The 14,702-nt window shown below is 38.4% G+C and carries 9 protein-coding genes and 2 pseudogenes; 7 read left to right on the top strand and 4 right to left on the bottom strand.

Translation table 11 applies throughout. The features are described from left to right. Positions 1-39: 39 nt before the first annotated feature. Positions 40-495, bottom strand: a complete 456-nt coding sequence (locus H9L18_RS15475) for a hypothetical protein (RefSeq protein WP_243638027.1) — start codon at positions 493-495, stop codon at positions 40-42. An 817-nt stretch (positions 496-1,312) separates the two neighbouring features. On the opposite strand from H9L18_RS15475, the gene H9L18_RS15165 reads away from it, so the two are divergent. The 5 genes from H9L18_RS15165 (at position 1,313) to H9L18_RS15145 (ending at position 9,657) form a co-directional block, all read left to right on the top strand. Further along, positions 1,313-4,972 carry a SpaA isopeptide-forming pilin-related protein gene (locus H9L18_RS15165; protein WP_126796417.1) on the top strand — a complete coding sequence of 1,220 codons (3,660 nt, stop codon included), beginning with the start codon at positions 1,313-1,315 and terminating at the stop codon, positions 4,970-4,972. Position 4,973: 1 nt separating this feature from the next. Beyond that, positions 4,974-5,705, top strand: a complete 732-nt coding sequence (locus H9L18_RS15160; RefSeq protein ID WP_071130052.1) for a pilin N-terminal domain-containing protein — start codon at positions 4,974-4,976, stop codon at positions 5,703-5,705. A gap of 64 nt (positions 5,706-5,769) precedes the next feature. Next, positions 5,770-7,257 carry a SpaH/EbpB family LPXTG-anchored major pilin gene (locus H9L18_RS15155; RefSeq protein ID WP_010826344.1) on the top strand — a complete coding sequence of 496 codons (1,488 nt, stop codon included), beginning with the start codon at positions 5,770-5,772 and terminating at the stop codon, positions 7,255-7,257. An 85-nt stretch (positions 7,258-7,342) separates the two neighbouring features. Then, positions 7,343-8,539: a class C sortase gene (locus tag H9L18_RS15150; RefSeq protein WP_126796415.1), complete on the top strand. Its 1,197-nt coding sequence runs from the start codon at positions 7,343-7,345 to the stop codon at positions 8,537-8,539. Next, positions 8,536-9,657 (top strand): class C sortase, encoded by a 1,122-nt coding sequence (locus H9L18_RS15145; protein ID WP_010784089.1) that lies wholly within the window; start codon positions 8,536-8,538, stop codon positions 9,655-9,657. The genes H9L18_RS15150 and H9L18_RS15145 overlap by 4 nt, the downstream gene beginning before the upstream one ends. A 2-nt stretch (positions 9,658-9,659) precedes the next feature. On the opposite strand, the pseudogene H9L18_RS15470 reads toward H9L18_RS15145, so the two are convergent. Further along, a pseudogene (locus H9L18_RS15470) lies at positions 9,660-10,007 on the bottom strand (transposase); the annotation flags it as partial. A gap of 270 nt (positions 10,008-10,277) precedes the next feature. On the opposite strand from H9L18_RS15470, the pseudogene H9L18_RS15140 reads away from it, so the two are divergent. Continuing rightward, positions 10,278-10,542 (top strand): annotated as a pseudogene (locus H9L18_RS15140) (PadR family transcriptional regulator). Between the two features lie 383 nt (positions 10,543-10,925). Here the strand turns inward: H9L18_RS15140 and H9L18_RS15135 are convergent. Together H9L18_RS15135 and H9L18_RS15130 are read right to left on the bottom strand one after the other, a co-directional pair. Further along, positions 10,926-11,777, bottom strand: coding sequence for a cation diffusion facilitator family transporter (locus H9L18_RS15135; RefSeq protein ID WP_246433345.1), 852 nt, complete (start codon positions 11,775-11,777; stop codon positions 10,926-10,928). A gap of 95 nt (positions 11,778-11,872) precedes the next feature. Continuing rightward, positions 11,873-12,187, bottom strand: coding sequence for an ArsR/SmtB family transcription factor (locus H9L18_RS15130; RefSeq protein WP_073294632.1), 315 nt, complete (start codon positions 12,185-12,187; stop codon positions 11,873-11,875). A 358-nt stretch (positions 12,188-12,545) separates the two neighbouring features. Here H9L18_RS15130 and H9L18_RS15125 point away from each other — a divergent pair, with 358 nt between their 5' ends. After that, entirely contained in the window at positions 12,546-14,489 is a 1,944-nt protein-coding gene (locus H9L18_RS15125; protein WP_185847538.1) for a heavy metal translocating P-type ATPase, read from the top strand. Positions 14,490-14,702 lie beyond the last annotated feature (213 nt).

Raw genomic sequence — 14,702 nt, 5'->3', positions numbered from 1 at the left:
GTATACAAAAGAGCCTAGCAATAGATACTAGGCTTTTTCCTATGGCTTTAAAATGTATACAGGTGGAATATGAATGTTGTTTGGACGATCAACGTTTCTGTCAGATAAAGGTTGGAAAGCGCCGTGTAGACCTTCTACCAAATGACTGGATGGCAATAAATTGTGCCAATTTGTTACGATTTTATTTAATTTATTTAATCGATTCTGTTTTTCATTAAGTTGATCATCCATGTAAATATTTAGTACGTTTGTTAGGTATTGTGCCCACATTTTTAATTCGATAGAGTCCACATGGTCTGCTACGAAAGCTAGTTTTTCCAATATGAGTTTTGATTCTTCAAAGTACCCTAAGTCCATTAAGCAGTCAGATAAGTTTCCCAAGCAGATAGGGTAATATTTCTTGTAAAAATGGTTGAATGAGTCCATGACATTGAAGTCAACAGCAAGTAGTTTTTGACTAACTATTTGCAGCTGGTCAATAGATAATGGGGTCATAAAGTCTGCGAAAAATTGGAAATCATAAGAAGTCGGGTACGTGGCTTCTTATGATTTGATTTATAAGAGCCAGGGCTTTAGTGATATCGATTTTAGGAATTTGAGTAGTGTCATTTGATAAAAATTTCTCAAGCAGCATTCTTAAATGGATTAGTGTCAAATTATTGTTTTCGTTTCTAAAACATCCTTGTATAGCAAGATAGCTTGTTGAACATCATGATGTTCAACAAGGTTGTAACGTTTTTTTGAGTGTTGTTGTCTTCGGATATCGAATTCAAACAATCACTATTTATCACTAACAAGTCAATTATCAGATTGAACAGAAAAGTAGATTGACAGCTGAAGTAGTTGCAGAGCTCAAAGATTACTCAAATAAACAATTTCAAGGCTAGTATATGATACAAAATTCATCATTAGGGTAAAAAGAAGTGTTTGGAGATACGGTACCTTATACGATAAAAGCGACCTATCCATTTTTATTTCTGCTAGACAATATCTCTGTGAAAATCGGAATTGAAGGGTAAGCGCCTTCTCAAGTGAGTTGAAGATATTGGAAAAGATTTTTCCTTAGTGTTACGGCTCGTTTTCAGTTTAGTCGTGGGTGCGCTTCTTCTTAGAGTAGTCATTTATTATCAAGACATCATAAAAGTTGCATGGAAACAGTGGCGGATACAGCAAAGCATAGGAATGTGAAAGAGATAATAGTAGTATTAGCGCTATAAATTGTTTATAATTAAGATGGAAGTATAAAATCTTAGGTAGTGCTATTTAAATTTTGTTTAAGAATAGATATCATGTTTTTTTGAGGAGGGAAGAAATGAAGAAGAAAAAATCGGTCTGGTTTATGATGGTTGCTATTTTGATGGGCTTTATCCCGCCAATCTTGACTGCTTATTCGAGTATCGCACAGGCTATAGAAACTCAGCCGGATAAAATCGTAGATCAATCAGGTTTAAAAGTCAGTTCCTCTGTTTCATCAGATGGAAATTCTTTAAATTGGAAATTACAGTATGAAAAAGATGTCGCAAGTGATGGCAATGATCAAGCACTGAAATTCAAAGTGACGGCTGATGGAGAAGCAATAGCTTTTAATGAAGATGCCAGTTTTGCTACTAATGATGACCAATGGTTTGCGGAAAAAGATTTTTCGAAACAATCGCAGGGTTCTCTTTCATTTACAACGGTGCTAAATGTCTCCAAGGTAGCTCTTGAAATTCAAGCCGATGCAACAAAAACGGATGAAACACAAGCTGTCACTATTAACAAGAATATTTTGACTAGTGCGGTAGAAGGTCCGCATGCGTTGAAATTACCAGCAGTGGCTACACAAAAAACGACAGAAGTAAGTGCTACTTCTCAGACAACAGCTGAAGAAACCACTAGTAGCCAAGCGACCGAAACGACGACACAAACGGAAGAAGCCAGTGAAGCAACGTCGTCTGAGATAAATGCCTCGCTGGCAACAGTGGGCGCTAGCAAACTTGAATATCTTAGTGGAATAAGTGCATTTTCTTCCATTAATTACAGCAATATTGCGCCAGAATATAAGACAGATGCCACAAAAGGAACTTATCCGACTAATAGCTGGCAACCAGCTGGGCAAACAAATGTGATCAACCACCAAGGGAACAAGGAACGCAACTTTGCCACTTGGGATGGTGTAACTAGCTGGAATGGCGATCCATCGGACACAACGCATTCTTATATCCAGTATGGTGAAAAACAAACAGATTTTGCCATTCGTAAGTATGCCAAAGAAGCGAGTGAACCAGGGCTTTACGACGTTTATTTGAATGTAAAAGGTAATAAGCAACAAGATATCAAACCAGTTGATATTGTTTTGGTAGTGGATATGTCAGGAAGTATGGAATCGAGTCGAAGTAACGGATGGAATGATCGTGCTGGTGCAGCCAGAAATGGTGTGAAAAATTTCTTGCAAACCATTAAAGACGCAGGCATTGGGGATTACGTCAAGGTTGGTTTAGTCGGATTTTCTAGTCCAGGATATGTAACAGGGGCTAACGGTTATCTTACTGTACCGATAGGTAAAGTTTCGGATACTAGTCATATAAATGCAATCAATGATACTTTAAAACCAAAATTTACAGGAGGCACTTACACTCAAATCGGGATCGAGCAAGGTCAGCAGATGCTTGCGGGAAGCTCCAATGAAAACAAAATGATGATCGTATTGACCGATGGGGTTCCTACTTTTTCTAAGAAGGTAACCGCTGCGCAAACGATTGATGGGACTACCTATGCTACTGAATTTGGTAATGGATTGGATGAACCAGGCACTACCTCTAAACTCAATAGTAGTTATGCGGTTGGTTCTTGGGGAAATAGAACAAATATTGATAGTACTTGGCCGGCCACATTAGGAGCAGCTAAAATCGCCAAAGATGCGGGCTTAACTATCCACACGCTGGGAATTCAGCTGAGTAAGGATAGAGATTTTTTAACTGAACAACAAGTTCGCGATAGAGCAAGTCTTATCGCTACACCGGGTAAATACAAAGATGCTGAAACAACAGACGATGTTTCTGATTATTTGAATGAACAAGCTAAAAATGTAGTGAAATCTTTCAACACCATAGTCAATGGTTCGATCAATGATTCTTTGGGTGATCAGTTCTCTTATGAAGGCACTCCAACTGTGAAGAGCATCAGTACAGGGAATAGTGCTGTAACGAATTTACCGACCGTAAACCAGTCGAATGGTAAAGTGACCACTACTGAGTTGAACTTAGGCAAAGATCAAGAAATTCAGATCCATTATCAAGTGCGTATCAATACAGAAGATAAAGATTTCACGCCGGAAAAATGGTATCCGATGAATGGTCAAACAACTTTGACACCAAACGGAGACAATCCGGATAATAAAGTAGACTTTGGCGTTCCTTCCGCAAAGGCACCGGGGGTGAAACTTGATCTGAAAAAGATTTGGGAAGAATACGATAAGGATACGAGTAAACGTCCCGATTCTCTTGATTTCACCTTGAACCGAAAAGATACCACAGAGAGCAATTCTTGGAAGCAAGGTTTTATTCGTCTTTCTAAAAGCGATGTTGCTACAGATACTAATGTCTGGGAAAAGACCAATATTGAAAAAGTAGCCGAAACACAAGGAGCTACTGAATCGCTTTGGTTGCCACAATTCAACAATAAAGGGAAAGATTTTGCTTATAGCTTTGAAGAAGCAACGGTCAATGGCTATGAATCTTCAAGTAATGCTGCTACAACCATTTGGACCAATAAAAAAATCTACACACCACTTGCTTTAGAGATCACTAAAATTTCTGATCAAGGAAAGACACCTCTTAAAGGAGCAGTCTTTAAACTAAGTGGAGGTAGTTTGCCAAATGCAGGCGTTGAACTTAAGGACAACGGGGATGGAACCTATACGTTGTCTGATGATAAGTACAAGCTGCAATTAAATACTGAGTATACATTGACAGAAGTTACACCACCAGCTGGACATACGGCTACTACAACTAGTTGGAAAGTCAACGTTAGTGCAGAAGGTAAAGTAACCATCAACGATGCTGTACCGGGTATTGAAATCAAAGACAACACTATCAAGTACACCATTGAAAATGAGTTTACCAAACGTCCTTTATTGGTTGAAAAATATAATAAAGATAGTGGTAAAACATTAGACGGTGCGAAGTTCACGTTGAAGCAATATGGCGATAAGTGGACGAATGATGGTGAAGTTGTCGGTGATGATTTGATCGGAAATGATGCCAAATCTTTTGCTAGCCTGGCACCAGGCTATTACAGCTTGGAAGAAACGAAGGTACCGACAGGCTATAAGAAAGACGATACAGTCTTTAAGTTCCAAATCGATAGCGCTGGGAAACTACTTGATGCAAATGGCAAAGAAATCACCGCTAACTCAAAACCAACGACAGATGGTTTCTATTTAACGAGTGATAATAAGATTGTTTTAATCAAATACAATGAACTGCGTGATTTTGACTTTTCAATTCTTAAAAAGAACTCGCAAAGCAACAAACCATTAGCAGATACTGAATTCAGCTTAGCCACAAAAGAGGATTCCAATACGATTTTGGCTACTCTGAAGACCAATGATGAAGGAACGGGTCAGTTTTTAGATGCTTCGGGTAATCATTACGGTGTTCGTCCAGGAACTTACGTTATCAAAGAAACGAAAGCACCAGAAGGGTTTGTCCTTTTAGAAGGGACTTTCGAGGTCACTATAAATGCGGACGGAACTGTCGGCGACGTGACTTATGATGGTAAGGATCTTGATAAAGATGCTATCAAAGTAAATCTAAAAGATGAGGACAATAACATCATCGAATTGACGGTTGCTAATACACCCAAAGGACAACTGCCAGCAACCGGCGGATCAGGTATACAGACTTTCATCATAGTAGCCTTAGCTCTTGTCACAGCAGCAGGTGCTCTTACGATCTGCTACTTCTACCGTAATCGAAAGGAGTTGAACTAAGATGAAGAATAAATCATTGTTCATCAAAATCACCTTACTTCTTTCAACTTTGCTGGTAGGGATCTTTACGGGGCAACAAGCCTTTGCGGATGACGGGACGATCGATATTGTGATCCACAAACAATTGTGGGACCAAGCACCTGATGCAGCTATTCAAAATACGGGAGCGGCCGATCAAGATATCAAAGATCCAATCGAAGGGGTCGGCTTTACGATTTATGACATTACAGAGGATTATTATAAATTGGTCAAAGGCTCTGACGAAACAACAACTATTCAAATGATTCAAGAAAATGTTGCTGATTATCAAAAAATTATCAGAGAACAAGGCCTGACTGATGAAAAAGGCACAATCAAATTTACCCAACTACCTAAAAGCAGTGGCGGTAAAAATGCGGTTTACCTGATTGTTGAAACGGCATTGCCTGATCCTGAAAAGGTAAAAGTCGAAAAAGCGGCCGAACCCTTAGTAGTGGCTTTACCAGTATATGAAATGAGCACAGACGGTAAAACCTATACGGACAAAGAATTAGCTACCGTTCACCTTTATCCTAAAAATGTGGGAACAATCGTTGAAAAGCCAGTGACACCAACTAAACCTAAAAAACCAAGTAAACCGAAGAAACGCTTTCCACAAACAGGTGAAGCAAAATCCTTCCTAGGTATATTGGGGATTCTTTTGATCGGTACGGCGATCATTTTATGGCGGAAACACTCTGTACGAAACAATTAATCAAAGGTATAAAAGACTAAGGTCTATTGGAATATTGTACAAAAAATAAAGGAGGAATTAGAAAATGAAGAAATTATGGAAAACACTTTTTGCAGCACTACTTGTAGTGCCTTTATTCACCGGCGTGTTTGGTGCGAAAACAGTAAGTGCTGCTGAAGCAACAACGACAAATGTAACGATCAACAAACGAATCTGGAAAGATGGCGAAGCTCCAGCACAAGGTTCCATGCAAAATACTGGGGAAGAAATGGACTTTGGTGGAGATCCACTTGAAGGAGCCGGCTTTACAGCCTATGATGTAACAGATGCTTATCTTGCTCTGATTGCAGATGGTAAGTCACAAGCAGAAGCAACAAAAGAAATTGCTGATAATGCGTCAGATTACACAACTGTAGCAAAAGCAGAACAAAAAACGGATGCCAATGGTCAAACAACTTTTGAAGGACTTGCTTTAAAAGACGGTGACAAAGATAAAGTCTATATGTTTGTTGAAACAAGCACGCCAGGCAATGTTTCCGTAACGACAAAAGCCGCTCCAATCGTTTTAGCAATGCCAATCTATACGTTTAAAGATGGCAAATATTCAGATACAATCAATACCAACGTTCAAGTCTATCCAAAGAACGAAACCAAGACTGATAAAAAAGAAGTTGCCAATTTAGATAAGTTCACTGAAGTTAAGGGTGCTGATGGAAATGTTTTATATCATAACCTTACAACTGGCGATGAAATCGAATATAAATTAACTTTAAATATTCCTGCGGACATTCTGGAAGATGGCGTCACTTACTCTGTAACTGATACGCCAACTGCTGGACTTGCTTATGTAAAAGATTCTTTTGCAGCAACTGGTTTAGTAGCTGGAACTGACTATGAATTAGCTGAAGATTCTGCAACTGGCGGATTTACTGTTACTTTGAAACAAAGTGAAAATGTAGGAAAATTAGCTGGTAGTCAATTGATTGCTACTTACAAAATGAAATTAACTGCTGAAGTAAATCCTGACGATTTAGTAAACAATAGTGCCCAAGTAACAATTGGTAACAACCCTCAAGATAAAATTACACCTCCAACGCAATTTGGTACAGGTGGTTATAAATTCGTCAAAAAAGATTCGCAATCTGGTGCAACCTTATCTGGTGCGGAATTTGTCGTAAAACAAGGCTCTAACTTTGCAATATTTGAAGATGCTAAAAACACTAAAGGTGAATATATCTTTAAAGAATGGACGACTGATGAAGCAAAAGCAACGAAAATCGTTTCTGACGACAAAGGTGAGTTGAAAGTAATTGGTTTGAAAAATGGTGACTATCAATTAGAAGAAAAAGCGACTTCAAGTGATAAATATGTGTTACTTGATGAAGATGTCGATTTCACTGTTGAACACGGTCAATATGGCAGTCAAGAACTAAAGTCTGTTCTTAACACGCCTAAAGGTCTGCTTCCATCAACAGGTGGTAACGGGATCTATGCCTTCTTACTTATCGGTGCTGCTCTTATGATCGGTGCTTACGCTTGGTTCAAGAAATCTAAAACACAAGCTGAAGTCTAAGATATAGTTTTAAAATAGCAAAAGGCAGCTTCATTTCTTGAAGTTGCCTTTTCTTTCTTTTAAATAGGGAGAAGGAGGTGCAAGCATGGATCAGCGCCAAAAAAATGAACGGATCAATTTGATTTTAAAACTGCTAATGGCGATTTTATTTACGACCGGTGCCATTATTTTCAGCTATCCCTTTTTGGCCAATGCGGTGAATTCCTATTATGACCAAAAGATGATGGAAAAAAACTTGGCTGAGATGGCCGCAACAAATACCAAAGAACAAGCAAAAAGGCACCAAGAAATGGCCGAAAAAAATAAAGAGCTAGCTGAAAGTAAGAACATGACCAATATTCCTGGCATGGGACTGGTAGAAGACCCGTTTGAAAATGAGGTCGATGATGCCAAAGATCCGGGTAAAGCCTATTATAAAGAGCATACCGTGGGTGCTATCTATATTCCAAAAATTTCGGTCAGCTTACCTTTATTTGATGAAACCAATGCTGCTCTTTTGGAAAAAGGCGCGACGATTTTACAAGGAACGTCTTATCCGATCGGTGGCGATAGTACCCATTCGGTGATCTCAGGCCACAGTGGCTTGACGGAACGTAAACTTTTTACAGATTTAGAAAAGTTGGTGATTGGCGATGATTTTTATTTGACCATTGCTGGGAAAAAATTGGCTTATGCGGTCGATGACATCCAGATCGTTTTACCGTCGGATATCGACAAAGTGGTCATCCAACCGGGGCGGGACTTGGTGACCTTATTGACTTGTACACCTTATGGCATCAATACCCATCGTTTATTAGTCACTGGACACCGTGTGCCTTATGTGGAGGAAATGGCGGAGGAAGTGACCAGTACCAAAAAAGCGGTCGAACGGCGTTTTCGCTTGTATTTACTACTGATCCCGCTTTTCTTTGCCATGATTTTCTATTGGATGTATCGCAAGTTCGTCTATTATCAAAGTGGCAAACACAGTTATGACTTTTGTTTTTACTTATTGGAAAATGGTCAACCCAAAGCAGGCGTGACTTTTACCTTAGTCCGTAAAAAACGCTGGGCAACAGATGTCACTAACCAACCAGTTGCTGTAAGCCAGGTGGATGGATGGGTGTCTTTCCCTGAGATCAGAGGGGGTCGTTATTATGCCAAGGCGATCGATGGGTCGACAAAACCAGTTAAGGGCAAGGTCCGCCGTTTAAAAGATCGGCAGTTTGTTTTAAGCCGCGTCACGAAGAAAAAGCAAGGTAAGAAAGTTACTTATTATCTGGAGAATGGAGCGAAAAAATGAAGAAAAATCGGCAAGTGATCTCGCAAATTGCGATCATCCTCATTTTTATGGTTGGCGTCTTGACCATGCTCTATCCCTTTTATGTCGATGCGTTGAATAATGTGATCGATCAAGTGCGCGTCGATCGCTATTTGAAGGAAAGCCAGAAAGAATTTGAAGCCGAACGCAAGCGACTGGCGGAAGAAAATAGTAAATTGAGCGAAAGCGGGTTAGCTCCGGGTGCCGATCCGTTTGCGAATCCGAATGGCGGTACGGTTACAGCTGCTTATTACAAAAAGCATTTGATTGGGACTATCAATCTTCCTGATTTGGCCATTGAGTTACCGCTGTTTGATACGACCAATGATGATTTATTGGAACAAGGCGCGACGGTCCTAGATGGCACGTCCTTTCCTGTTGGTGGCGCAAGTACCCATGCGGTGATCTCGGCTCATCGTGGCTTGCCAGAACGGGAACTCTTCACCAATCTGCCGGAGCTTAAAAACGGTGATATTTTTCTGCTAAATGTCTTAGGGGAAACCTTGGCTTATGAAGTGTTTGACAGCCAAGTCGTGACGCCAGATCAGACTTCGGTTTTAAAGATCGAACCAGGCCAAGACTTGGTGACGCTCATGACCTGTACCCCTTATATGATCAATAGTCACCGTTTGTTAGTCACAGGAAAACGCGTGCCATATACACCGGCTGCCGAGAAAAAACAAGTCAAAGGCGATCGTTTTCGTAAGTTGAAACAAATCGCTATCTTGGCGGGGACGGCCCTGTTGATCTTAGCCGCTATTTATCAATTATATCATGTGATCGCCCGTTACCGATTGCGGAAAGTGCGTTTTGATTTCACTGTTTGCTTAGAAGGCGTGGCAGAACATACGCCAATCGCACTCTATGATAAAAAAGGGAAAAAAGCCCTGCGGCGTAATGGAAAAGCCTATCAAGAACTAACAGATCAAACCGGACAAGTCACTTTTACCGATCTACCAGGGGATTGCTATCGTTTGAAATTGGGCAAGAGTTGGTTGGTGCAGTTTGGTTTGAAGAAAAAAAAGAGGCCATCCAAGATTTGGAAGATAAATAAGAAAAAAGTTATGTTAAAAGAAGAAAGAATACTAGAAGTCAAATAAAAAATGCTCATGTTATCAAATGATTTAAATCCATAAGATACACGTTTCATTGTTTAATATGGGTATTCTTAGCTTCTATTTTGTCATTGGTATGGGGATAAATCAATGCACTTCGTATACCTTCGTTATATTTGAGTAAATTTTGTAGTTTTTTCTAAATTCTTCGTCTAAACTTTCTGTAAGAAGTGGGAATCTAGGTGCACGGAAACTATACCAAGTTTTTTCATATTCCATCTGTTTTTAGTTAAGAAACGCCAATTTACTTTCAGTTTCTGTGCTTCATTTTTGAGCCCTTTTAATTGCAGCTTTTTCATCATTCTTACACGAAAGGCTTGAAACAGATGTTCCAGTGACCTCGTTTAGAGCGTACATTTATTCAAGAAAGTTTAAATAAGATATCAAAATGGCCGAAAACAGACACACAACTCGATTTATTTTTTAGGGTGAAGGAGAGAGTAGCACGAAAACTTTTAGTTGGCTTAGACTGAACGAAGTTACGGAAAGGCTACTAAAACGTCGAGGGCAGTGAGAGCGAAGTGAACACTTGATCTTTTGCATTTTTAATAGAATCTTAGACTATTATCCTAGTGAACTTTTTTCTAATACTTGACTTTCTTTGTATGATTAGAAATCCATATTTACCTTTAACGGAAAGAACTTTTTTATATTATTTTAGTTTTAACTACACCCGTTCATGGATATGCTATTATTCAAGAAATTGATAAGTTAAATGATGGATCAGTTAAGGTAGCAGCAGGAACTATGTATGGAGCGATTGAAAATTTACTTAAGCTTAATTTGATAGAAGAAATTCCAAGTAGACCTCATCGTCGCAAAGAGGGTAAAAATCTCTTAAAGGGATTTTTACCCTCTTTGCGACGATGAGGCCTTTGTTTTTCGTTCTTGTTTTTTGTTTGATTAACTAGAAGATATTAAAAGACTGCGTTTTGATTTATTTTTTTAGGGTAAAGGAGAGAGTAGCCCGAAAATTTTTAGTTGGCTTGGACTGAACGAAGTGAGGGAAAGGCTACTAAAACGTCGAGGGGCAGTGAGAGCGTAGCGAACACTTGATTTTTTTAGTTGCTATCTTTTATAGGTCAATAAAGTATACCTATTTGTCCTAATATGATTTTAGCTGTAAATTGTAATTTTATTTTGCATTAAATTTAAGGGGTGCTTTGCACTAATAAATCGAGTAGGAGACTAGCCATTAATTGACTAGTCTCCTACTCGATTTAAAATAGTCCTTTTTTCAATATATAAATACTTTAACTGCCATAAGCATACCCTTTTTCCAGTTCGTCTTTACTTGTAGTTATTTCTATTGTGATATGATCCTTTACACCCGATGTATGGGCAAGCTCTGCAATTTCTTCTTTGATTTCCCTAGTCTTGTTTATATCGGAAGAGTCTATAAGAACCGTAACGATAAGGGCATTTTCTTCTCCGTCCAGTGACCAAATGTGAAAATGAGAGAGGTCCTTTACAGCAGGAATATTGTTAATGGAGTTCGCCAGGTTCTCTACGTTTACATTTTCCGGCGAACCGTTCAATAAAATTTTCATTGTACTGAAAAATTCAGGTACAGTTTTATAGAGGATATAGAGTGCTATCAAAATCGATAAGATTGGATCCAATCGATAAGCCTCGGTAAAGTTCATTACGATACTCACAACCAAGACCCCAATCCACCCTAATACATCTTCTAGCATATGCAGGTTCAACATGCCTTCGTTTTTAGATGACCCTTTGCTTAGAATCCAAGCCGCATATCCATTCAATCCAATAGCCACGAGTGAAAGCCAAAACATGCCACTGTAATTAACCGGTTGCGGATCAATCAAACGTGGGATACTTCGGTAAATCATAAAAAATGAGCCGCCGATCAGTACTACTCCAGTTATCAACGCCCCTAATAATGAAAAGCGGTTATAACCAAAAGTGAACTGTTCATCTTGCTGCTTTTCTGAGTACCCCTGGAAAAACCAAGCGAATCCAATAGAAATGGAATCTCCTAAATCATGAACGGCGTCGGACATAATTGACACACTATTGAAAAGAGACCCAAAGAAAAATTCAATCATGGAAAAAATAAAGTTGATGAAAAAAGCAATTTTAATATTCTTATTCGGTTGATTTTGGTGCGAGTGATTTTCTTGTTTCTCTGACTTTGAAATTTTAAAAACCTCTATTTAGTTTTATACCTTATTAGCTTTTATTGTTCTAGTTCGTTGATATGAGTTAAGACTTGTTCGAGAATACTGAAAACATGAAGATCATCAAGACTGTAAACCATGCTTTTCCCTTCTCTCCTTGCCTTCACTAAATGCGAATCTTTCAATATTTTTAGTTGGTGTGAAATCGCGGACTGTTCCATATCCAATGCAAGCACAATGTTTCCAACACTGAGTTCTTTTTTCTGTAAGAGAAAGAGAATCGACAAGCGTGTAGGGTCACTAATCACTTTGAATAATTTGCTTATTGATTGAATCTTCTCTTTATTGATTGGCGAAGATGTTGATGTATCCATATGCTCTTATTCCTCTCATATGATTTTCTGTTCATATATATAATACCACATGGGTAAAACGATGCAAGTTTTTAGTTTATAGACAAAATTAAGACTTTTGTATCAGCAATAGTAGTCCATTTGAATAAGAAGCATCTTGTCTTGACAAAACTCATACAGTGAGTTAATATGATTTTGTAAACATATGATTTGTTATTCATATGTAAAACGTAAAGATTCCGATTTACATATGGGACAACTGAAAGGAGTCAGAGACAATGGAAATTACATGAATACTTCTCTTCTTTTAGTGGGAATTTGTGTGATTTAATAAGTAAATGAATGGAAATCAAAGGAATTATATAGGAAGGTGATAAAAATGGAAACTATCGAAGAACAACAATCTCAAGAAAAACATAATCACAACCACGACCATGACCATGAACACGGAAAAATGCCAATCGTTTTATACTTTATTGGTTTAGCCTTAGCGGTGATCGCTTTATTTTTGAATGAAGATTATCAGTTAATGCGAAATATTTTATTCTCAATCGCTACAATCAGTGCAGGATATCATGTCATTATTCTTGAAGGCCTTGGAGAAACAATCGAGAACTCCAAAGTTCAAAAAAAGTTCATGCCCAACTCTCACATTTTGATGGGATTAGCGGCCATTGGCGCTTCTTTAATGGGGAATTTTTGGGAAGGTACATTATTGATTCTTATTTTTTCTGGTGCACATTTTTTGGAAGATTATGCAGAAGGAAGAAGTAAACGAGAAATCACGAAATTACTCGAAATGAATCCAACGACTGCCCGGTTAATCCAGCCTGATGGCAGTACAAAAAATGTTGACGTCAGTGAATTAAAAGTGGGAGATCAACTTCAAGTATTGAATGGCGATCAAGTCCCCATTGATGGCGTCATTTTGTCAGGCTCTACGTCCATTGATGAGTCATCTATTAATGGAGAAAGTATCCCAAAAGAGAAGTCCAAAGGAGACGACGTTTTCGGAAGTACAATCAATGGAACAGGTACTTTCACAATGGAAGTCACTAAAGAAAATAAAGATACAGTATTTTCAAAAATTTTACAGTTAGTAAACCAGAACCAAGACAACCAAACAAAAGCTGCGAGTATAATCCAAAAATTTGAACCGAAATACGTTACAGTTGTTTTAATTGCCATTCCGTTATTCATGTTATTGGCTCCTTTTCTCCTAGACTGGACATGGTCACAAAGTATCTATAGAGGATTGGTCCTTTTAGTGGCAGCTTCACCGTGTGCTTTAGCAGCAGCTACTGTCTCGGCAACGCTATCGACGACTTCTAATTTAGCCAAAAAAGGAGTCCTTTCAAAAGGTAGTTCTTACCTGTCTCAATTAGCCGATATTAAAGCAATTGCATTTGATAAGACGGGCACCTTGACCAAAGGAAAACCTGAAGTAACCAATTATTATTTTGCTGATTCCGTGAACGAAGAAAACATGATTGATATCGTAGTAGCTCTTGAAAAAGAATCCAATCACCCTTTAGCAGATGCTATTCTAAGAAAGTTTGAGCAAAAAAACAAACTAACTATTGATGTAGAAAACCAGATTGGTAAAGGATTGACAGGAGATTACAAAGGGAGAAATTATCGTATAGGAAAACCGACTTCGTTTGATGATGTTTCAGATGAGTATAGTCGTTTAAATAATGAATGGGCTTCAGAAGGTAAGACAGTCGTGTACGTAGCAGTAGATGAAGAGGTTCTAGGCCTTATTGCCCTCATGGACATTCCAAGTGAACATGCAAAAGCAACCATTGAGTATTTCAGAAAACAAGGTATACACACCACATTAATTACTGGTGACTCAGAAATGACGGGAAAAGCGGTTGCTAAACAATTGGGAATAGATGAAGTGATTGCAAATGTCATGCCGGAAGACAAATCCAGAATAATAGACGAACAAAAAGAAAAATACGGTGTGACCGCCATGGTTGGAGACGGTGTAAATGATGCTCCTGCTCTTGTTAATGCAGATGTGGGAATCGCTATGGGAGATGGGACTGATGTGGCAGTAGAGGTATCTGATTTAGTTTTAATGCAAAACAATTTATCAAAATTGGTACAATCTCATAATATTTCTTCGAAAATGAACCGTGTTATTTGGCAGAATATTATTTTTTCAATGGCCGTTGTTGCTTTTTTAATTGTCGTTAGTTTCTTGGGCTTAACGGATATTGGCATCAGTGTCATTATTCATGAAGGAAGTACATTGGTTGTTATTTTGAATGGACTTCGATTGTTAAGGTCTAATTCTAAGCCTATCAAAAATTAATAACCTGTTTCAAATATTAACTAATTCTCGTTTTCATATGCCTCTGAAGTTTTGGAAACTTTAGAGGCATATTTTTTATAAATTACTTTGTCTCAAAAACAATCGATTATGGGACGATTTTAAATAACAACTTTTATAGACTAGAAGAAGGGTTTTTTAGTGCCAAAACTTTGCTCTTTATCTACGTATCTTTACCCACCCTTTATGATACAA

Source organism: Vagococcus carniphilus (assembly GCF_014397115.1).
GTDB lineage: Bacteria > Bacillota > Bacilli > Lactobacillales > Vagococcaceae > Vagococcus > Vagococcus carniphilus.
Note: the sequence above shows the minus strand (reverse complement) of the source record. Positions and strands in the feature narration are given on the sequence as shown.